General features: G+C 72.4%; 15 protein-coding genes. 9 read left to right on the top strand and 6 right to left on the bottom strand.

Features of this window, described 5'->3' with window-relative positions; all coding sequences use genetic code 11:
• Positions 1 to 14 precede the first annotated feature (14 nt).
• A complete protein-coding gene (locus FXF51_RS39750; RefSeq protein WP_148439931.1) occupies positions 15 to 2,264 on the top strand; it encodes a hypothetical protein in 2,250 nt (749 codons plus the stop codon).
• A 72-nt stretch (positions 2,265 to 2,336) separates the two neighbouring features.
• On the opposite strand, the gene FXF51_RS39745 is transcribed toward FXF51_RS39750, so the two are convergent.
• Complete coding sequence (locus FXF51_RS39745) at positions 2,337 to 2,828, bottom strand: NUDIX hydrolase (protein ID WP_148439930.1); 492 nt, start codon at positions 2,826 to 2,828, stop codon at positions 2,337 to 2,339.
• Positions 2,829 to 2,980: 152 nt separating this feature from the next.
• Here FXF51_RS39745 and FXF51_RS39740 point away from each other — a divergent pair, with 152 nt between their 5' ends.
• The 5 genes from FXF51_RS39740 to FXF51_RS39720 all read left to right on the top strand — a co-directional run bounded on the left by FXF51_RS39740 (position 2,981) and on the right by FXF51_RS39720 (position 11,940).
• Positions 2,981 to 5,413, top strand: coding sequence for a S1 family peptidase (locus FXF51_RS39740; protein WP_187414821.1), 2,433 nt, complete (start codon positions 2,981 to 2,983; stop codon positions 5,411 to 5,413).
• Between the two features lie 98 nt (positions 5,414 to 5,511).
• Positions 5,512 to 9,579 (top strand): DddA-like double-stranded DNA deaminase toxin, encoded by a 4,068-nt coding sequence (locus tag FXF51_RS39735; protein ID WP_148439928.1) that lies wholly within the window; start codon positions 5,512 to 5,514, stop codon positions 9,577 to 9,579.
• A 266-nt stretch (positions 9,580 to 9,845) separates the two neighbouring features.
• Positions 9,846 to 10,229 carry a hypothetical protein gene (locus FXF51_RS39730; protein WP_148439927.1) on the top strand — a complete coding sequence of 128 codons (384 nt, stop codon included), beginning with the start codon at positions 9,846 to 9,848 and terminating at the stop codon, positions 10,227 to 10,229.
• Positions 10,230 to 10,250: 21 nt separating this feature from the next.
• Entirely contained in the window at positions 10,251 to 10,664 is a 414-nt protein-coding gene (locus FXF51_RS39725) for a hypothetical protein (RefSeq protein ID WP_148439926.1), read from the top strand.
• A gap of 106 nt (positions 10,665 to 10,770) precedes the next feature.
• Entirely contained in the window at positions 10,771 to 11,940 is a 1,170-nt protein-coding gene (locus tag FXF51_RS39720) for an SMI1/KNR4 family protein (protein ID WP_148439925.1), read from the top strand.
• Positions 11,941 to 11,950: 10 nt separating this feature from the next.
• Here the strand turns inward: FXF51_RS39720 and FXF51_RS39715 are convergent, their stop codons facing one another.
• From FXF51_RS39715 to FXF51_RS39705, 3 genes are all read right to left on the bottom strand, one after another.
• Positions 11,951 to 13,405, bottom strand: coding sequence for an FAD-dependent monooxygenase (locus FXF51_RS39715; protein ID WP_148439924.1), 1,455 nt, complete (start codon positions 13,403 to 13,405; stop codon positions 11,951 to 11,953).
• Between the two features lie 187 nt (positions 13,406 to 13,592).
• Positions 13,593 to 15,053 carry a serine/threonine-protein kinase gene (locus FXF51_RS39710; RefSeq protein ID WP_148439923.1) on the bottom strand — a complete coding sequence of 487 codons (1,461 nt, stop codon included), beginning with the start codon at positions 15,051 to 15,053 and terminating at the stop codon, positions 13,593 to 13,595.
• Between the two features lie 294 nt (positions 15,054 to 15,347).
• Positions 15,348 to 16,721: a diacylglycerol/lipid kinase family protein gene (locus FXF51_RS39705; RefSeq protein WP_148439922.1), complete on the bottom strand. Its 1,374-nt coding sequence runs from the start codon at positions 16,719 to 16,721 to the stop codon at positions 15,348 to 15,350.
• Between the two features lie 86 nt (positions 16,722 to 16,807).
• On the opposite strand from FXF51_RS39705, the gene FXF51_RS39700 reads away from it, so the two are divergent.
• Positions 16,808 to 17,536 carry a phosphatase PAP2 family protein gene (locus FXF51_RS39700; RefSeq protein ID WP_222871653.1) on the top strand — a complete coding sequence of 243 codons (729 nt, stop codon included), beginning with the start codon at positions 16,808 to 16,810 and terminating at the stop codon, positions 17,534 to 17,536.
• 63 nt (positions 17,537 to 17,599) lie between these two features.
• Here FXF51_RS39700 and FXF51_RS39695 read toward each other — a convergent pair whose 3' ends face one another.
• Positions 17,600 to 18,337 carry an SDR family oxidoreductase gene (locus tag FXF51_RS39695; RefSeq protein WP_148439921.1) on the bottom strand — a complete coding sequence of 246 codons (738 nt, stop codon included), beginning with the start codon at positions 18,335 to 18,337 and terminating at the stop codon, positions 17,600 to 17,602.
• A gap of 83 nt (positions 18,338 to 18,420) precedes the next feature.
• On the opposite strand from FXF51_RS39695, the gene FXF51_RS39690 reads away from it, so the two are divergent.
• Positions 18,421 to 18,972 carry a TetR/AcrR family transcriptional regulator gene (locus tag FXF51_RS39690; RefSeq protein ID WP_148439920.1) on the top strand — a complete coding sequence of 184 codons (552 nt, stop codon included), beginning with the start codon at positions 18,421 to 18,423 and terminating at the stop codon, positions 18,970 to 18,972.
• Positions 18,973 to 19,029: 57 nt separating this feature from the next.
• Here the strand turns inward: FXF51_RS39690 and FXF51_RS39685 are convergent, their stop codons facing one another.
• Complete coding sequence (locus FXF51_RS39685) at positions 19,030 to 19,545, bottom strand: RICIN domain-containing protein (protein ID WP_148439919.1); 516 nt, start codon at positions 19,543 to 19,545, stop codon at positions 19,030 to 19,032.
• Between the two features lie 211 nt (positions 19,546 to 19,756).
• Between FXF51_RS39685 and FXF51_RS39680 the strand changes: the two genes are divergently transcribed.
• The gene (locus tag FXF51_RS39680; RefSeq protein ID WP_148439918.1) at positions 19,757 to 20,722 is read left to right on the top strand and encodes an ArsR/SmtB family transcription factor; all 966 of its coding nucleotides are present in this window, start codon (positions 19,757 to 19,759) and stop codon (positions 20,720 to 20,722) included.
• Positions 20,723 to 20,807: the final 85 nt, after the last annotated feature.

Below are 20,807 nucleotides of genomic sequence, written 5' to 3'. Positions count from 1 at the left end.
CAGGAGACATGCCGATGTCACGCCGACCGCTGGCGACCATCCTGGCGGGCACGCTGGCGGCCGTGGGCCTCACCACGGCCGCCGGCGTGCCCGCCGCCGCCACCACCTCGTGCGACCCGGGCGACTGCTTCAGCGTCAACGTCTCGCTGGACCGCGCCCCCGCCGTCGGGCAGACCGCGAAACTCACGGTCGAGATAACCCCGAAACACGACATACCCGACGCCACCACGATCATCGAGCTGCCGGAGACCCTGCGGTGGGCGACCCCGCCCGCCGGGCTCACCCGCGCCGCCGCGACGATCGGCCGCAGCCCGGTGGACCGCGCCACCCGCACCCTGCGGGCCCGCGCGAACCGGCCCATCCGGTACGAGGGCCTCGTCGCGGCGGTCACGCCCGGCCCGGCCTCGATCCGCGTCCAGGCCCGCGACGGACGGCCGGGGCCCAGCTCCGACGGGCTCGCCTACGTCACCGTCGGCGCGAAGTCGTCGGCGTTCGGCATGCCGCGGGAGAGCCGCGCGCGCCGTACGGAACGGTCGGCGGCGACCTCGGCGGCGACCTCGGCGGCGGGCGACACGTGCGTGCAGGGACGCGTCACCTACGCCAGGACGGACGGGTCCATCGGCGGCGTGCCGATGGCGGAGGTGGACGCGTTCGACACCGACACGAACGGCCGCCTCAAGCTCGGCTGGACGGAAACCGACGCGTCCGGCGGCTACCGGCTGTGCTTCCCCGGCACCGAGGAGGACGGCACAGGCCAGGACGTCGTCATCGAGGTCAGCCCCGTCAACCTGTACTGGAGCGTGGGCTTCTCGGAGAAGGCCGACGACATCTACACCGACGCCGGCACGCCGACACCGGACGTGGCCCCCGGCACCTCCACCACCGTCATCGACTACCGCAGCACGAGCGGCCACCCGATGGAGGGGGCGTTCCGGCTGCACTCCGCCGCCTACGACACTTGGAAGGCCTACACCGGCTGGCTGAACGAACCGGCCGACGACTGCTGGAAGCCGGGGGAGCAGAACTGCCAGTCCGCGACCCTCATCTGGGCTCCGGACAAGGTCCTGTCCAGGTCGTACTACTGCGCGGGCGCAGGCACCGACTGCCGGGGCCGCTTCCAGATCAATCTGGACGCGTCGGAGCACCTGGAGAAGATGACGGTCCCCCACGAGCTGGGGCACTTCATCATGGACTACACCTACGGCGCGATGCCGTCGGACGGCACCGCCTGCGGCAAGCACTACATGACGACGCCGATGAACAGCACGCTGTGCGCGTGGAAGGAGGGCTGGGCCGACTGGGTCGCCGTCCAGACCTACGGCGAGACGCACTACCGGTGGGCCACCTCCGCGCTGGACCTGGAGGGCCCGCGCTGGTACAGCGACGGCTGGCCGACGGGCCCGGACGCGGGCAAGACCGAGGGCCGGGTGGCGGGCGTGCTGCTCGATCTGGCCGACTCGGGTCCGCGCGACGAGCCGTACTGGGACCTGGGTATCCTCGGCCCCGAGGCCATCGTGGACGCGTTCGGCAAGGTGGCCGCCCGCGACCTCGACCACTTCCTGAGCACCCTGGGCGCCCAGCACTCCGACCTCACGCAGGGGGCGATGTTCCAGAACGCCATCAACACCGACCACGTCGAGAACCTGACCGACAGGCACCCGGTGCGCCGCCCCGCCAACGTCCCGCTCAGAACGGCCTTCGTCACCACGCCCGGCCGGTGGCACGTGGTGGCCGCGGTCACCGTCCCGGACGGGGCGGACGTCGACCTGGCCACGGCCCCCAACGCGGGCGGCGACGCCGTCAGAAGCGCCGACTGGACCGCCACCAGCACGGACTTCGTCGCCGTCCAGCCCAGCCCCGCCACCCGCAACTGGTTCGTGAACGCGGTCACCTCCGGCACCGACTACCAGGAGTACGCGATGGAGGTCACCGAGGCGGCCGCGGGCAACCTGGAGGCCGGCACGCCGCAGGAGTTCCCCATCGCCGCTGGCCGCCTGACCGAGGTGCGCACCACGTGGATCGAGCAGGGCGTGCCCGCCACGATCACCGTCGTCCCGCGCGACGGCCAGGACCTCGACCTCTTCGTGATGGCCCCGGACCCGGCCGCGTGGGGCCTGCCCCGCTCGGCCGCCCGCAAGTCCGCCAGTGGGGGCCCGAACAAGCTGGAACGCGTCACCATCGGCGACCCGAAGGTGACCGGGCTGTACGCGGTCGTCGTGGTCAGGAAGGCGGGCGACGGCAACGTCCTGCTGACCCGCATCTGACATTCAGCATCGCTGAGCCGTCCGTGACCAGGTGGGGCGCCTGAGCCGGCATTCCGGCGACGGGCGCCCCTTTCACGTGCCTGCCGCGAGGTATCGGCGCAGCGCCTCCTGCCCGTCCGGAACGAACCGATGCCGTCTCACGGCCTCGTCCAGCTCCGCGCTCGTCAGCCACCCCACCCGGCTCACCGCCCCGGCATCGGGCGAGACGTCGCCGGTGATGACCGCTTCGTGCACCGAGAGCCAGTACGGGCCGATCTCGCCGCGGCACAGGAACGTGACCACCTCCCGCACCGGCACCTGCACGCCCAGCTCCTCCGCGAGCTCGCGCGCCGCCGCCACCTGGTAGGACTCCCCGACTCCGACCGCCCCGCCGAAGCACACCTCGTAATAGCCAGGATACCGGGACAGCCCCTCGGCCCGCCGGCACACCAGGAACCTCCCCGCCTCGTCGCGGCAGACGGTGGTGGCGATGCGGTGCAGCCAGCCGTGACGGATCGCATCGTCCCGGCTGACCACGCCCAGCACACGGTCCTGATCGTCGACACGTTCCACAAGCTCGGTCATGGGGGCATGATCTCAGCCGTCGTCCCGCAGGTGGTCGATGACGCAGATGTGAAGCGATCGTGAAAGCGCCCCCCGCGATGCTTGCGCACAACGAGATCACGTGTGCGAAGTGCTGCGATTTCCCGGCCACCGGCCGGAAGAAGGGGTCATTCATGCGTTTGTTATTACGCCGCGGTGCTCTGGCTGCGGGGCTGGCGCTGGGCGTTATGCTGCCCGCGCTCCCCGCTCTGGGCATCGTGGGCGGGTCGGCGGCGCCCGCCGACGGCTACGGTTTCGTGGCGGACGTCAGAGTGGGTGACGCGGTGCGCGGTTGTTCCGGCGCGCTGATCGATCCGGAGTGGATAGTGACGGCCAAGTCCTGCTTCGCGGAGGGGAGCAGCCCGGTGACGGCGGGTCCGCCGTCGCAGGCGACCACCGTGACGGTGGGCCGGGAGGATCTGACGACGGCCGCCGAGGGGGAGGTGCGCGGCGTCACGCACGTGGTGCCGCATCCGGCCCGTGACCTGCTGCTGGCCAAGCTGGCGGCGCCGGTGGTGGAGGTGGCGCCGGTGCGGGTGAGCGCGACCGCGCCGACGCCGGGAGAAGTGTTGCGGGTCGCGGGTTTCGGGCGGACGGCGACGCAGTGGGTGCCGCATCGGCTGCACACGGCGCCCTTCTCGGTGCAGGCGGTCAGCGCGGGGGCCGTGGAGATCGCCAGTGATCCGTCGGCGCCGTCGAGCATCTGCAAGGGGGACGCGGGCGGGCCGGCGTTGCGCAGCGTGGCGGCGGGCCTCGAACTGGTGGCGCTGAACAGCACGTCCTGGCAGGCGGGCTGTCTGGAGGCGGACGCGTCGGAGACACGGACCGGGGCGACGGAGGCGCGGCTGGACGACGTGCGCGACTGGGTGCGGCAGACCGTGCGGGGCGGGGCCTTCGTGCGGCTGCCCACGAGCGCGCAGGTTCTCGACACGCGTTCCGGGCTGGGCACGACCGCCGGCCCGCGGGGCGCGGCCAGTCTCACCCCGTTCCAGGTGACGGGGGTGGGCGGCGTTCCTGCGAGTGACGTCACGGCGGTGCTGGTGGATGTGACGGCCGTCGCGGGCTCGTCGCCCACGTTCCTGACGTTGCTGCCGGAGGGCGCGCCGCGCCCGGCGCTGTCGATGGTGAACGCGACCGCGAACCAGATCATCTCCAACACCGCGGTGGTGCCCGTGCCGGCCAGTGGGAAGCTCGCGGTCTACAGCCACGGCCCCGGCGCGCACGTCACGGTGGACGTCCAGGGTTACTACACGACCTCGGGCAGCGCGGGGCGGGGCTTCGTGGCGGTCGATCACACGCGGGTGGCGGACACCCGCAGCGGTCTGGGCGGGACGGCGGGCACGGTGCCGTCGCGGGGTTCACGGACGTTCACGCTGACGGGCGGCGCGATACCGGCCGGGGCGACGACGGCGTACCTGGACCTGATCGTGACGGACGCGACCAGGGACGGCTGGGTCGGCGCGTTCCCGCCGGGCGGCGCCAACAACCGCAGCGTCATGGACTACGTGCCAGGGACGACCGCGCACGGCGTGGCGGTGCAGCTCAGCGCGGACGGGCGGGCGACGTTCACGAACAACGGCGCCGCGCCGGTGCACTTCGCGGCGACCGCGCTGGGCTACTTCACGGCGAGCGCGGACACCGGCACGAGGTTGCGGACGATGCCGGCGGCGCGCCGGCTGGACACCCGGTCGGTCGGCGAGGGTGAGCCTCTCGCGGCCAACGCCACCGTGGACGTGCCGCTCGGCGTGCCCGCGGGCACCCCGGTGGCGCTGAACCTGACGGTCGTCGACAACACGGCGGACGGGCTGCTCAACGTGTGGCCGGTGGGCAGCACGCCGAGCGCCACCTCACTGGTCAACTACGCGCCGAAGGACGGCGGCGACCGCGCGGGGCACAGCGTGGTCAAGGCGGGGATCGGCGGCAAGGTGCGGATCAAGAACGCCAGCACGGGCACCGCGCATCTGCTGGTGGAGGTACAGGGCTGGTACGCGGGTGATCTCGTGCCCGCCGGTGGGAACGCCGCCACGGTCCCGGTGCAGGCCAGCGGCGGGTCGGTGGTGGAGGGCTACGGCTATCCCGTGGACCTGTCGCACGAGTTCGCGGGGACGTCCGGTCAGGACGACTGGGGCACGGACGAGGCGGAGGCGCAGAAGTTCGAGCTGATCTCCGGGAACGGCGGGATCATCTGGGTCTCGTGCACGGCGTCCACGGAGAACGGCGTCGGCGTGATCAAGGTGTTCCCCGGGCTGCTGAACGGTGACACCGAGGTCGGTGAGCCGCATCTGGGCGTGACGGCGGTGTGCTTCAAGGTGCTCGCGCCGACGGGTGTGGTGAAGCTGCGGATCCCGAACGTCTACGAGGTTCAGGGCGACGGCCGGTCGCCGGGGGCGGGTCACGACGTGGACGCGACGGTGGTGAACGTGACGTCGGGCACGGAGCGCACCAAGCGCGTCGAGCGGGACGAGAGCGAGCAGTTCGGGCGCACGGACGTGACGTGCGACGAGAACCATCCCGATTTCCCCGACAACTGCCGGGAGACCCTCCTGGAGCTGCGGGTCGTCAACTGAGTCCGGGACGGCCGGCCGGGCGGGCGACCTCCGTCCGGCCGCGCCGTCCCGCCCTGTTCGTGGAGAGGCATCAGCCGAGAGGGTGAGAGGTGGCTGCGGTGAAGGTGGTGCGCGCGTTATGCGCGGCAGGTGTCGTGGGCGTCGTGCTCTCGTCGCTCCTCGTCGGCGTTCCCGCCGGTGCGGCGGCGCGGGCAGTGCGGGCGGATCCGCCCGCCGGGCCGGCGTGCGAACGTCAGGTGGTTCTGGACGCGTGGGTCACGGGTGGCGTGAACGTGCGTCCGGCGGCGGAGGACGCGCTGCTGGGGGATGAGGCGGCGATCTGCGCCTTCCTCGCGAATCTGCCCCGGCTGGCGGCGCAGGACGATCGTGAGCAGGTGGGCCGGATCAAGGCGCGTGGCGGCGCCGAGGTGTCCGCGGCGGCCAACGCCGCCCTGACCTCGGACGACGCCGGCGCCGTGACGGCGTTCCTCGGCGGTGGCTGGGAGACCGCCAGGGAGATCGACCTGCGGGCGAGCGTGAACGAGATGAAGGCGGCCGGCGGGCCCGAGGTGAAGGCCGCCGCGAACGCGGTGCTGCGCAACGGGACGCGGGAGACGCTGGGCAAGTTCATCGAGTCGGGCTGGCGGGTGCCGTACCGGCTGGATCTGCGGGCGGTCGTCAACCGGGCGATGGCCGAGGGCGGGCCCGAAGTGCAGGCCGCGGCGAACCGGGCGCTGCAGGACGGCAGCCTGGAGATGCACGAGCGGTTCGTCCAGATCGACTGGGGTGTGGCGCAGGCCAGGGACAACGAGAACCAGACGCTGACCGATCTGCGGACCAGCGCCACGGAGGCGACGCGGCGCGCGGCGTTCGAGACGATCGGCGCGGTCGCGCAGGCCGACCGGGCGGAGGCGGAGTCCCTGGCGGCCAAGAACGACGCGCTGGAGGCGGAGCGGCTGGCGACGCTGGCCGGGCGGGAGTCGGCGGAGGCCAGGCGGCAGGCGCAGCGGGCGGCCGAGGCGGCCGACCGGGCGGCGGCGGCGTCCCGCGTCGCCGTGCAGGCGGCGCGGACGGCGGCGGAGGCGGCGCGCGCCGCGGCCGGGGCCGCCGGGCGCGCGGCGACCGCGGCGGCGCGGGCGCACACGAAGTCCGACGAGGCATGGGCCGCGGCGGCAGCGGCGGAGCTGGACGCGGACGCCGCCGCCGACGCCGAGGCGCACAACCGGGTGATGCAGCAGATCGGCCCGGCGATCTCGGCCTGGCTGTCGCCCATCGACCAGATCGCGGCCGTGAACCAGAAGGCGTTCGCCGCGGTCGCCGCCGCCGACTCGGCGCGGGCGAACACGGAGGCCGCCGGGCGTGCCGCCGAGGCGGCCGGCCGTTACGCGGGGGAGGCGAGCGCCGAGGCCAAGGCCGCGTTCGCCGCCGCCGCGCGGGCCGGTGCGAGCGCGGCGCGGGCCAAGCAGGCCACCGCCGAGACGGTGCGGCACGCGAACATCGCCCAGGAGGCGGCAGGCAAGGCGCGGGACGCGGCGACGCGCGCGGTCTCCTACGCCGAGCAGTCGGCCGCGGCGGCGGCGAGCGCCGCCGCGCACGCGGGCAACGCCGTCAACGCGGCGGAGCTGGCGACGCAGCACGCGGACAACGCCTACCGGGCGGCGGAGGACGCGCTGAACGCCGCCGAGACGGCCCAGACCGTCTACAAGTCGGCGCGCGAGGCGGACGCGCAGCGGCTCCAGGACGAGCTGGAGCTGGAGCTGTCCTTCGCGCGGCACATCAGCGCGCAGGCCGCCGAGGCCCGGCTGGGGGAGGCGCACGGTTTCGACGTGCCGATGCGCGACTACCACACGCCGCAGATCGACGAGCTGATCGCCGAGGCCGCCGCCGCGCAGACGCCCGACGCGGCGGCGGTGGGCAAGGCGCGGCAGGTGGCGCGGTTCTTCGCGACCGTGCCCGGCACGTGGACCAGCTCGGCGGCGGTGGACGCCCTCGGCGAGGACGACGACGTGCTCGTCCTGGAGTTCGTCAAGCGCGGCCTGGCCGCCGCCGAGGAGCAGGACGACCGCACCACGCTGACCGGCCTCATGGTCACCAGCAGCCCCGCCATGCGAACCGCCGCGCAGAGCGCCCTCGACGGCGGCTGGAACGACGTGGTCGAGTTCCTCGACGACCCGGACTACCCCGAGCGTCCCGCCGAGCTGCGCGAGCGGATCGGCCGGATCCTCGCCGAGGCCCGCGGCGCGGGCAAGGCGGAGACGGAGCAGGCCGCGAACGCCGCGCTGCGCTCGGACGACCCGGAGGCCCTGGACAAGTTCCTGGACTCCACGTACAACACCGCGCACACGATCGACGTCCGCTCGAAGGTGGACGCGATCGCCGACGACGAGTCGCACGGCACGGAGGTGCGCAACGGCGCCCAGGTGGCGCTGGCCGGGACGACGGCGATGCAGGTCGAGTTCCTGGAGGTGGGCCGGCACCAGGCGGCCGAGCGCGACTACGCGACCGCGACGCACAACTACATCGCCACCTCCCTGATGATCGAGACGTCGCAGATCGCGCAGAGCGCCGTCGAGTTCGCGCGCACCGCGCAGGCGGCGGCGGCGCGGGCCCGTGGCGCGGCCGAGCAGGCGGTCGGCTACGCCAACGACGCCGGCGCGGCGGCCGGCCGGGCGCGGGAGTACGCCAGCGACGCCGTGGAGAGCGCCCGCGACGCCGCCGCTTCGGCCGAACGGGCCGCGCAGGCCGTCCGCACCGCCGCCGCGGCGACCCAGCAGGCGCAGCAGTCGGCGAGGAAGGCGTCCCTGTCGGCCCGGTGGGCGCGGGCCTCGGCCGTCTCGGCGGCGCAGGACGCGGCCAGCGCGTTCGCCGCCTACGACACCGCGTACGCGGCGCAGATCAGGGCCGGGCAGAGCGCGTCGGAGGCGGCCCGCATCGCCGCCGAGGTGTTCGAGGATTACCGGGAGGACGCCGAGATCCGCCTGGGCGCGCTCAAGGCCACCTGGTACGGGCACTGCAAGTGGGGGCCCGAGGACGGCCTGCCGGGGTACAACGACTGCAACGCCTACGTTGAGGAGATCCTCAACGACCCGAAGGGGCCGCTGCACGACCCGGACGGGTACGCGCAGGAACGCATTGAGCACTGCCGGAGCCAGTTCGTCGGCAAGGCCCAGGACGCCTGCATGTCCCTCGTGATGAGCCCGCTGTTCTACTTCGCGGCCAGGGGCATCGCCGACCGGGAGACCGAGAGCCACCGGCTGGGTGAGGAGTACATGACGCTGTTCGGGCTGGACCTGCTCAACGCCGCCTCGCAGTACTCGGTCGTCGGCAAGTGCCGCAGCGCCGTCAAGGGCGGGCTCGTGAAGGCCGCCAAGAAGTTCTCCGACTGCATGATCGGGGTGCTGGAGCTGAGCGAGGATCCCGACTGGGACAAGTACTCCAGCCAGTGGCGGGGGACGTTCGTGGAGTCGCTCGTCCCGGAGGAGCTGCGGTTCGCCGAGTACAACTCGATCTGGGGGACGATGTACCTGAACGGGCACCTGTCCGACCGGACGATCCTGTCGGCGCTGTACGAGACCGATCTGGCGACGTCGCTGCTGCGGATCCTCCCGATCGGGTGTGTCCAGGAGGGCGGGCATTGCCCGTACGAGGACACCGCGGAGCAGCTCAGGAACGTCAGCGCGTCGATCAAGCAGCAGAACAACCAGGGCTACCTCGTCGACGCGTCCGGCCGGCTGCTGGACGCGAGCGGGCTGCCGATCGCGAACCTGCCGCCGGTCGACGATCTGCGAGCCTGGGCGGGGTACACGGTCGAGAGCGGGCTGCACGACGACCTGGCGGCGCTCGAACACCGGCTCGGGCTGCTGTACCGGCAGGAGTTCGGGGTGCCCATGGCGCCTCCGGCGTGGCATCTGGAGACGCAGCTCGCCTATCGCGTCGCCACGCGGGAGGTGGCGTTGAAGGACAGCACGCTGCGGCTGGTGATGAACAACCGGGGCGGCGTCTGCGACGCGGTGCCGATCACCGGCACGGGGCCTGACGCGCAGCGGCAGGCCGTGGCGGGGTGCATCCAGGCGGTCAAGATGCTGCTGCCGGCGGGCACGACGATGATCATCTACTATCCGGACCCGGCGAACCCGGCGGAGTTGCTGGAGGTCACCGTCAAGGGCGTCGGCCGCTGGCTCGACTAAGGGGTGACCTGCGCGATCCCGTCCGATCCTGGGTGATCGGGCGGGATCTTGCCGGGTAAAGGGCACGTCAGTGGGTACGGCCTCGCAGCACGGCCACCCCCCGGCTCCGGGGCGGAGCGGGACGCGCGAAAGGGGCCACAAGTTCGCGTGCGACCGGGCAAAAAACCTTGGCCGGACGACACGGGGTGGCGAACATCCCGGCGGCTCCCGCGAACTTACGTTTCGTTGTGGCTCCTATCCAACCGCAACAAACAGGGGGATTCCTCATGCTTCGTCGTGCTCTCACGGGCTGCCTGACGCTCGCCGCCGGTCTGACCGTCCTCGCGGCCCCGGCCGCCCATGCCGACTTCAAAGCCCCGTACTCGCGGGCCGCCGCGATCATCAACGCGGACGGCTCACTCAACGAGGGCAAGAACGTCGTCAAGGCCTGGCGGGCCGCCACCGGCCGATACTGCATCCAGCTCAGCCACTACATCGACGCGCGCGACTCGCTGATCCAGCTCACCCCGCGCCACGCGCTGCGCCTGCCGCACATCGCCTACCGCCACCCGTCGGCCACCTGCCGCCTGGACAACACCATCACCGTCAACGTCTACAGCACCAACACCGGGCGGCTCGCCGACAGCGGCTTCGACCTGCTGGTCTCGTAATCCTGCCGAAAGGACATCGACATGAACACCATCAGGCGACTCGCCATCGGGGCCCTCGGCGCCGCCGCCACGCTTCTCACGCCGCCGGCCGCGTCCGCCGAGACTCCGTTCGCGCAGGCCTCGGCGAAGATCGAGGCGAACGGCTCGGTGACGCACAGCAAGCACGTGGACGACGTCTGGCACCCGTCGCGCGGCGTCTACTGCGTCCTCGTCAGCCGCCTCGTCGACCTCGACGACGACGTGGCCGTCCACGTCACGCCCGTCGGCCGCTACGACCACCCGCGCTCGCTGTCGGTGGAGCGCGGCGCCCGCGCCTGCGTCCGCCGCGACCTGCACCGCGGCACGGCCGAGCGGACGTTCGCCGTTCACAGCCAGGCGGGCTCACTGTGGACCACCGAGACCGTCGAGACCGCGTTCTACCTGACCGTCTCCTGACGGCGCGACGAGGCGTGGCCGCGCGCGCGACCCGCGCGCGGCCTGTCGGTGGCATCTGATGGACTTCGCGTGACCGGATCATCATGCGACGTCGTAGGAGCCTGCCGTGGACCGTCACGCCTGGAAGCCGTTCCTTCAGCGCTGGAGCGAGGAATGGCACCTCGCCCACCCCGACCTGTCGCCCGACGGCGACCCCTGGCTCGGCTGCCCGCCCGCCACCGAGGAAGAGGTACAGGCCCTGGAGTCGCGGCTGGGCTGCGTGCTGCCCCCGTCGTTCCGGGAGTTCTTACTCGTCACCAACGGCTGGCGGCACGCCGGCAACTTCGTCTGGAGCCTGCGCGGCACCGAGGAGCTCGGCTGGCTGAAGGACCTGGAGCCGATGTGGGTCGAAGCCTACGCCGACGCCGACTGGGACGACGAGGACGATGAGGACGGCGAGGACGGCGAGGACGACGAGTCCCCGCTGGCACGATCGTTGCTGATCTCCCTGGAGGCGGACTCCGGCGCGGTCTACCTCGACCCGGGCGACGTGGACGAGCACGGCGAATGGGCGGCCTACGACGTGTTCTCGTGGCGGGCCAGCGATCCCGACCGATACGGCTCGTTCTACGAGAAGATGTACGACTTCTACGCCGGATTCCACGCCCTCGACCGCCCCGCGTGCGACACCCGGCGCGAATGGGACGCCAAGGTGGAGGACGCCCGGCTGGCGAGCCTGCGCGGCGAGGTGGAAGGCCCGCTGGACGTCCTCGCGCAGGCCGCCCGTTTCGGCCGCGACCGGGCCGAGTTCCTCGCCTTCCAGCTACGGACCCTGCTGCGGGAGGAGGCGGAGAGCGACCCGCTCTACCGGCTGCTCACCCACACCGACGCCCAGCCGTCGTGGACCCTCGACGAGGGCCTGTTCGCCGAGCAGGTCCTGCCGCTGCTGTTCGTCGCGCACGACCAGGCCCACCGTTACGGCGGCGGCTCCACCGTCCAGCTCCTGTGGGATCTCGGGCCCGAGTGGCTCAAGCGCCCGATCGGCCGTTACCAGGCGCTGCGGAAGGAGCCGGGGTTCCGGATCCGCTTCGGCAACCCGGAGTTCGACGAGGCCGCGCACGCCGCGCTCGACGCCGGCGACGACGAGGCCTGGCCGCGGCTGCGCGAGGCCCTCGCGCACTGGAGGCCGCTGCACGAGGACCAGGTCGCGCCGATCGCCCTGCTGGCCGACCCCCGGGCCGCTCGCCTGATCACGCCGGAGCGCGGACGCGAACTCCTGGCCACGGCCCGAGGCTGAGCCCGATCCGTCAGCCGGCGGGCTCGCCGAACCAGCGGGACAGGTGAACGTCCAGGTCCCGCTGATCGTCACCGATCCAGGCGACATGGCCGTCGGGACGTACCAGCACGCACGGGACATCCAGCTCCACGGCGGGGTCCGCGAGGTGGTCGACCCGGTCCGACCAGCCGCCGGTGGTCAGCCGTTCCGTGCGGTCCAGCAGCAGGCCGCGGCCACGGCGCAGCAGGTCGTAGAGGCGGCCCTGCTTGACGTCGAGGTCGCGCAGGCGGCGGCCGAGCAGATCGGGGCCCGCGCCTGCGCGTGCGCCCTCGCCTGCGCGTGCGCCTTCACCTTCGCTGAAGTCGTAGCGGATGCCGATCGCGGTGATCTTCTCCACCAGGTGGCGGTTCACCTCCTCGAAGCCCATCAGCTCGGTGAGCAGCCTGCGCACGGCCCGCGCGCCCGGTTCGGGCGACAGCAGCTCCACCTGGGCGCGGGTGTTGTCCAGCACGTCCGCGGCGACCGGATGACGCTCGGCGTGGTAGGTGTCCAGCAGCGGCTCCGGCGCCCAGCCGCGGACCTGCGCGGCCAGCTTCCAGCCGAGGTTGACCGCGTCCTGGAGACCGAGGTTGAGGCCCTGCCCGCCGATGGGGGGATGGATGTGCGCCGCGTCGCCGGCCAGCAGCACCCGCCCGGCCCGGTAACGCTCGGCCAGCCGGGTGGCGTCGCCGAAACGGGACATCCAGCGCGGGGAGTGCACGCCGAAGTCGGTTCCGGCGACGGCGCGCAACTGCCGCCGGAACGCCTCGATGGTCGGCGGCTCGTCGCTGACGCCCTCGGCGGGGACCAGGACGCTGTACCTCCCGCCGCCGAAGGGCCGCAGCCAGAACCGCTGATGGGGCATGGTCAGCTGATGGGGGATCTCCTCCGGCGGCACGCCCACCTCCATCTCGCCCATCAGCGTGTCGTTGCGTGAGGGCTCGCCGGGAAAGCCCACGCCGAGCAGCTTGCGCACCGTGCTGTGCGCGCCGTCGCAGCCGACGAGATAGCGCGAACGCAGCTTCTCCCCGCCGGCCAGCTCGACGGTCACCCCCTCGTCGTCCTGCTCGAAGCCGGTGACCGCGCGACCCCGCCGGACCTGCGCGCCCAGCTCGACCGCATGCTCCTGGAGCAGTTGCTCGATGACCGGCTGCGGGATGCCCAGCATGAAGTCGTACGCGGAGTCCAGGCCCTCGGGCACGGGCGCGGGAATGGCGGCGAACAGGCCGCCGGCCGGACGCCGCCGTCCCTGCTGGAGGACGCGATCCAGCAGGCCGCGCATCGCCATCAGCTCCAGGCTGCGCAGGTGCAGGCTGACGATGCGGACGAACGACGCGGGCTCGGTCTCCTTCTCCAGGACGAGGACCCGCACGTCGTGCAGCCGCAGCTCGGCGGCCAGCATCGCGCCGGTCGGCCCGCACCCGGCGATGATCACGTCGAAGTTCATCGGTGTTGCCTTTCGGAAGTGCCTTGGTGGTCAGGCGCTCCCGGCGACACCTACGTCGATCGCCCGGCCGCGACGGCGAGGCGGAGCACCCACAGCGATACAGCGTTCATGGGTCTCACCTCCTCGGGCGGTGTCACGGCCGACTGCAAGCTACAAGCCCGGAGATCATCGCGTCCAATCCTTTTTCTCACGAGGAGCCTTCGACGGGGACGCCCAGGTAGCGGCCGAGGCCCAGCAGGTTGAGGTCCGCCTTGTCGGCTTCGGGCAGCCCGCTGAAGGTGGCGAAGAACTGCAGCGACTCGCCCGCGTCGATCGCGTTGGCGTAGCTGTACCAGTACGTGCACGAGCAGACGCCGTCCTCGGTGTCCGGGTGGGGCGACTTGTCCGAGCCGTCCGGCCGGATCGTGATCCCGTGCACGCTCCACGACTCGCCGTCGCCCAGCAAGTGGGCCAGGTCGGCCTTGTCTCCGGGCGCGCCGATGTTCTCGACCGTCCACTCCAGCCGCGTCTCGTCGAACTCGCGGGTCAGCTTGTCGATCGAGACGTGGACGGGGATCCGCCGCCCTTTGGCGTTCTCGACGTAGGCGTCGCGGGCGGCCAGGCCCGTGGTGGTGTGGACGTGCGTGGGCGCGGGCGCGGCGGTGGTGGTCTGAGCCGATGGGGACGTACCCCCCGAAGCGCCCGAACTGCCCGGACTGTTCGACTGCAACAGCACCGTGGCCGTGACGGCGGACACCAGGAGCGCGGCGGCGATCGCCGCCGCCGGGCGCGCCCATCGCCACCTCGGCGGAGCGGGCGCCGGCTGCCGCACGGGCTGCTGCTCCCAGGACTGGCTGACCAGGTTCGTGGCCGCGGCCACGTTGATCGACTCGCGGCCGAGCAGGCGGTCGAGAAGCTGCTGCGATGTCGGCCGCCGGACCGGGTCCTTGGCCAGCGCCTGCTCCACCAGCGGGTACAGCCTGCCGTCCAGGTTGCTCAGGTCCGGCGCGTAGTGCACCACCCGGTACAGCACCTCGGGCGGGCCGCCCACGCCGAACGGCGGCTTGCCCGTCGCCGCGTACACGATCACGCCGCCCCACGCGAACACGTCACTGGCCGCCGTGACCGGCTCGCCGCCCGCCTGCTCGGGCGACATGTACGCGGGCGTGCCCACGATGGACGCCGACTTGGTCGCGTCCGGCGTCATGAACTGGGCGATGCCGAAGTCGATGACCCGGGGGCCGATGGAGCTGAGCAGGATGTTGGCGGGCTTGAGGTCGCGGTGCACGATCCCGGCCTGGTGGATCGCGACGAGCGCCGTGGCCACGCCGACGGCCAGGGCCTCCAGGTTCGCGCCCGACATGGGGGCGCCGTCGCGGATCGCGGTGGCCAGGTCGGGGCCGTCGACGTACTCGGTGACGATGTAGGCGCGTCGCCCGTCGAGGCCCGCGTCCAGGACGGGGGCGGTGCAGAAGCGGGCCACGCGGCGCGCCGCCTCCACCTCCCTGGTGAAGCGGCGCTCGAAGCCGTCGTCCGTGCCGGGGTCCAGGACCTTGAGCGCCACGGGTGGCGAGTCTCCGAGCCGCGCCAGGTACACGGTGCCCATCCCGCCTTGGCCGAGGCGTTTGATGAGGGTGTACGGGCCGATGCGTCGGGGTTCGTCACTCACGTGTCGATTGTGATCAAAGTTGCTTGCGGTTCGGTATCAGAACGCTTACTTCCGTACGGGACTTTCAGGAGCCGGGCAGGGGCACCCGGCGGGCTCCACGCGTGGCCGTGCGGGCTGCCCAGGGACTCGCCCTCCTGGAAGACGACCACCCTGCCACCCGCCACGGACCAGCCGGAACGCACCGGCTCCCGCACCTCGTACGCGGGACCCGCTTCAGACGCGCGATCGGGAAGGTGACCGCGGTGGTGCTGGTCGTCCTCGGCGTCCGATCCGCCAACCGGCTTGTCGCGACGGTCAGACGGCCGTCCGGTGCGTCCGCCGCCGCTCCGTCCTCCTCGGCGGGAACGCCAGCCCCCACAGCGTGCGCCACCGCACCGGAAGGTGTTCCCGGTGCACCCGCCCCACGCTGGCGCTCGGCGTCCTGACGCGCAGCGCGCCCGGCTGGACCAGGCACCGCACCGGCGTGGGCAACATCAGCGCCTCACCGTCCACCCCGACCGGCACCTCCGGCGCGTCGGCGTCCACGATCACCTCCCGGGCGGTGAACGAGGTGAGCGCCGCCGACCTGCGCCCCCACACCAGTCCGGCGGCCTTCAACGCCGTGTCCGCCGTGATGCCCAGCACGCCCAGGACCCCCGAGTCGAGCCGGAGCCGCCGCCCGAAACCGCCGCCGCTGCCCGCCAGGTAGGGGTTGTTGCTGACCAGCACCGCCTGCGGCGCCTCGATGACGACCTCGCCCGCCCGCGCCACCAGCCGCGGGCCGGTGCGGTGCGTGAGCAGTTCGGGCAGCAGGTCCAGCGTCGTGTGCAGTTTGGTGTCCCGGTAGGCGGGGCTCTGCACGATCGCCGCGTACGCCCCGAACGAGGCGTTGTTGACGAACGTGCGGCCGGCCACCAGCCCCAGGTCGATGCTGATCTCGACGCCGTCGTCGAGCGCGCGCAGCGACGTGCTCGGATCGTCGCGGTCCAGGCCGAGGTCCATCGCGAGGTGGTTGCGCGTGCCCGCGGGGATGACCATGAACGGCACGTCGTGCTCGGCCGCGACGGCCGCCACCAGCGCCTGGGTGCCGTCGCCGCCGGCGACGCCCAGGAGGTCCGCGCCCCTGGCCAGCGCGGCGCGGGCCAGCTCGGCGACGTCCTGCGGCCGATCGGGGTCGAGCACCTGCACCTCCGCCCCCAGCGTGCTCGCCTTGGCCACGAGCCCGAACCTGTCCACCTTCCCGCCGCCCGAGCGCGGGTTCATGATCAGGTACGGCCGCTTCGGCGGTTCCACCGTCCGGCCCTTGAACCGGGCGGGGGGAGCCCCCATCGCCAGCGCGACCCGTCCGGTGGCCGCCGCCAGCAGCAGCAGCCCGGCCGAGACGATCATCGGCCACAGCGCCCCGACCATCGCGCTCCTGACCACCGCGCCCACGGGCGCCAGCACCGCCACCGTCCCGGCCAGCACGCGGACCAGCCCCCGGTGCGTGAGCGCGATCCACACCGCGGCCGCGGCCACGGCCAGCGCGCCGAGCCCCAGGGCGAGCAGCGTGACGCTGTGGAACCCCGCCGCCGTGAGCATGATCGGCACGACGGCGGCGGCGAGGGCGAGGGCGAGGCGCGCGGTCCACGCCTGCGCGTGGTCGAACCGGCTCGCCGGGATCTTCGCGCTGCCATCGGGACGTCCCATGCCTCGATGTCACCGTCACCACGTCCCGTCGCGCTTCACCCGCCGGAGGTGAAGCGCGACGCGCCCCGGCAGGCACGATCGAGCACGTGAGACTTCTCGAACGCTTCGACGCCCGGGACAAGTGGGCCTTCGAGCGGATCGCCCGCGCCCACCTGCCCTATCTGGACGCGGTGCTCCCCTCCCTGTCGTCGGCCGCCGACAAGGCGGTGCTGTGGTGGCTGGTCACCGGCGGCCTGCTCATGTCCGGCCGGCCGGACCTGCAACGGGCCGGGCTGCGCGGCGTGCTGGCCATCTCGCTGGCCAGCCCCACGGCCAACCTGCTCGCCAAGCAGGCCTTCCGCCGGAAGCGCCCGGTGGCGCACGTCATCCCGGCGATCCGCCGCCGCCGGATCCCCACGTCGTCGTCCTTCCCCTCCGGGCACAGCGCCTCGGCCGTCGCCTTCGCCGTGGCGGTCGCCGCGCACGCGCCCCTGCCGGTCGCCGCGCCGGTGGCGGCGCTCGCCGCCGGGGTGGCCTTCTCCCGCGTGTACGTCGGCGCGCACTACCCGGGGGACGTGGCCGTCGGCATGGCGATCGGGCTCGTCTGCGGGTGGGGGGCCAACCGGCTGCGGCGGCGGGCGATGTGGGAGCTGGTCAAGCCGGGCTGGGAGGTGCTCAAGCCAGACGGGGAGGCGATCAGGCCGGGTGGCATGGACACCGGACCCGCCAACCCAACCGATCCGTTGGGGCGCCCCACCGCCCGCGCGGTCCCGTGGACCGGAGCCGTCCGGCCCGATTCGATACAGGTGAGACGGCGCGACGCGGACGCCGTCTGAACAACGGGGCGGTCAAACCTGGAACGTGCAGGGTCAGGGAGCCGTCACCGTCGTGACGTGCTGTCACCAGGGCATCCGGCCGCTCTCGTCGTAGAAGCCGCCCGTCCCGCCGTCCTCACCCACCGTGGCCCAGTGCACCGCGGCACGAGCACCCTCGTCCGTGCTGCGCACCCCCTTGAACCCGTTGAGGTCGGTCGCCACATACCCCGGCGTCACCGCGTTCACCTTGATGTGGGCCAGCTCGGGGTCGTCGGCGAAGGCGTTGGCGTACTTGACGGTCAGCATGTTCACCGCGGCCTTCGTCGCGGAGTAGGCGAACGAGTCGTGCGAGCGGGCGAACATCGACCCCTGCTCGGTGGCCTTGGCGAAAATGGCCGAGTCGCTGGAGACGTTGACGATCCGCGCCGCCTTCGACCGGCGCAGCAGCGGCAGCATCGCGTGGACGACCCGGACGACGGCGAACACGTTCGTCTCGAACTCCGGGCGCAGGTCGTCCGCGGTCACCTCGGCGGGCACCTTGCGCCGGAGCACGCCGGCGTTGTTCACCAGGACGTCGAGCCGCCCGTATTCGCGCTCGACGAGCTCGGCCGCCTGCCGGACGGACTCGTCGTCGGTGACGTCGATCGGCAAGGGCCGCACCTTGACCCCGTCGGCGGCGAGGCCGGCGGCGGCCCGCTCGCCGCGTTCGGCGTCGCGGCTGCCGAGCAGGACGGTGAGGCCGAGCTCGGCGAGCCGGCGGGCGGTGGCCAGGCCCAGGCCCTTGTTGGCGCCTGTGAGCAGGGCGATGGTGTCGGTGAACATCTCTCTGGCTCCTACAATGGAAACTGAAAGTACCCCTACACTTAACCGTAGGGGTCCTACGGTTGTCAAAGTGGAGAGGCGAGATGCAGCCCGTACTTCCGTCGCGGCGGCCCCGGCGCGCCGACGCCGCCCGCAACTTCGACGCCCTGCTCGCCGCCGCCCGCGACGCGTTCGCCGAGAAGGGGGCGCAGGCGTCGCTGGAGGACGTGGCCCGGCGGGCCGGGGTGAGCATCGCCACCCTCTACCGCAACTTCCCCACCCGCGAGGACCTGGTGGAGGAGGTGCACCGCGAGGAGGTCGAGCAGTTGTGCCGGGCCGCCGGCGCTCTCGGCGACCTCGGCCCGTGGGAGGCGCTGGCCGCCTGGCTGCGCCGCTTCACCGACTACATCGGGACGAAGCTGGCCTTCGCCGACGCGCTCAACCGCTCCACCGGCACCTTCCAGGCCTGCCGCAAGGCGATGCGCGACGCCGGCGGCCCACTGCTGGAGCGGGCCCAGGAGGCGGGGAGCGCGCGCCCCGAGCCGACGATCGACGACCTGCTCCGGATGTTCGCCGCGATCAGCACCATCGAGTACGCCGACGACGCCCAGCGCGAGCGGATCTTCGGCCTCGCCCTCGCCGGGCTGCGGGCCTGAAAGAACGGCGGGCAGGATGTGCCACCCGGCGCATCCCACCCGCGATTCGGCTACGACTCAGAACCACTTCTGGTAGTCGCCGGTATTACCCGGGGAAAGGTAAACCGACCCCTCCCAGTTGCTGTCCAGCTTGTGCCCCGACTGGTATTGCCCGATCTGGCCGTTGGCGTACATCTTCCACCACTGGTAACCGCCGTTGTTGCAGCTGAGGGTGTACACCCGGCCGGTGGCCGAGGTGCCGTCCAGGCACTCCTGGCTCCACAGGTTTCTGAGGGACTTGAAATCACCTCCGCCGATCCATGTCCAGGTCTGGCTGGTGCCGCCGTGGCACGGAGCGGTGAAGACGTGTCCGGTCGCGCCGCCGTACGCCTGCTCCAGGCACCGGTGCGTGGCCAGGTTCCTGAGCTGGACGGACTGGGCCGTGGCGTCCGCCGGCTCCGCGGTGAAGCCGGACAGCGTCTCGGTGCCCGGCGCGGCGGCGGTGGCCGGCGCGCCGGGCGCCAGCCCGGTGCCGACCACAGCGGTGACCACGACGGACATGCTGATCAGTGCGGTGCGGATTCGTTGACGCATGTTCACAGGAACCTTTCTCGGATATTTCCGCGGTAAGGGGAGAACGGCCTGATCACTGTCGCAGGAAGAAATGGCGCGCCGCGAGGCTTGTAAGTTCTGGCTTAATCGGACTGTTCAGCGCCTTGTGAAACTGCTTGGGGGGCGGATGCACAGAATTCATTTCACGGCCGGTGACCTGGCGCGGGTGCGGGTGGCGCCCACCTTGGGCCCTATGGCCGAAACCCTGTTCAGCCTGTACGCGCTGCGCGGCCGGGCCGAGGAGGCGGTGTTCGGCGCCTGGCGCCGCCGGGTGCGCGGACACCTCGGCCCGCGGTTCGCCGTCCTGGGCGGCATCGTCCCCGTGCGACTGCCGAGCTTCGACCTGGCCCTGCTCGCCGGGCCGGGCGGCGACCTGGAGGAGAGCGCCGAGACGTTCCTGGCCAAGCCGCCGCAGGCCGTCCGGGCGGAGCTGGACTTCTACGCCGGCCACCACGGCCGGGTGCCGGCCGCGCTGGCCGGGCTCGTGGACACCCTCGCCGCCCGCCGGGAGGTGCTGTCCACGCTGAAGGCGTACCACCACGCGGCCGTCGGCGCGCACTGGCCGCGCATCCGCGGGCACCTCGACGCCGAGCGCGCCCAGCGCGGCGCCGTCCTGCTCGACCGCGGGGTCGACGGCCTGCTGTCCAGCCTGCACCCGAGCATCCGATGGTCGCCGCCGACCCTCCACATCGACGCCGGCGAGCAGTTCGACGACGACTTCGTCCTCGACGGGCGGGGGTTGCTGCTGGTGGCGTCGTTCTTTCACCGCATGCCGGGAGTGATGTACGAGTTGGGGGACCGGGCGAACTGCATCCTGATCTACCCCGCGGTGCTCGACGTCGAGCACGCCGCGGGCATCTGGGCGGGCGGGCCGTCGGCGCGGGCGCTGGCCGACCTGCTCGGGCGTACCCGCGCGTCCGTCCTCACGGCCATCGCGGACGGGGTGAGCAGCACCGGCGCCCTGGCGCGGCGCGTGGGAACCTCCTCAGCGGCCATCAGCCAGCACACCGGCGTGTTGCGCCAGCCGGGCCTGATCACCACCCGGCGGCACCGCGGCGGTGCCCTGCACCATCCCACCCGGACCGGTCTGACACTCCTCGACCGAACTTACTTTGTAAAGGCGCCCGGTTCAGACAGTCCACTTCAGAATCACCCATGAAGGCACGGGCTTCGCCCGTACGACTCATCCAGAAATAAGGTGATTGCTTTATGTGTTGATGGGCATACGGAATGTTACCATGCCT

Source organism: Nonomuraea sp. PA05 (assembly GCF_008086045.1).
Classification (GTDB): Bacteria; Actinomycetota; Actinomycetes; order Streptosporangiales; family Streptosporangiaceae; genus Nonomuraea; species Nonomuraea monospora.
Note: the sequence above shows the minus strand (reverse complement) of the source record. Positions and strands in the feature narration are given on the sequence as shown.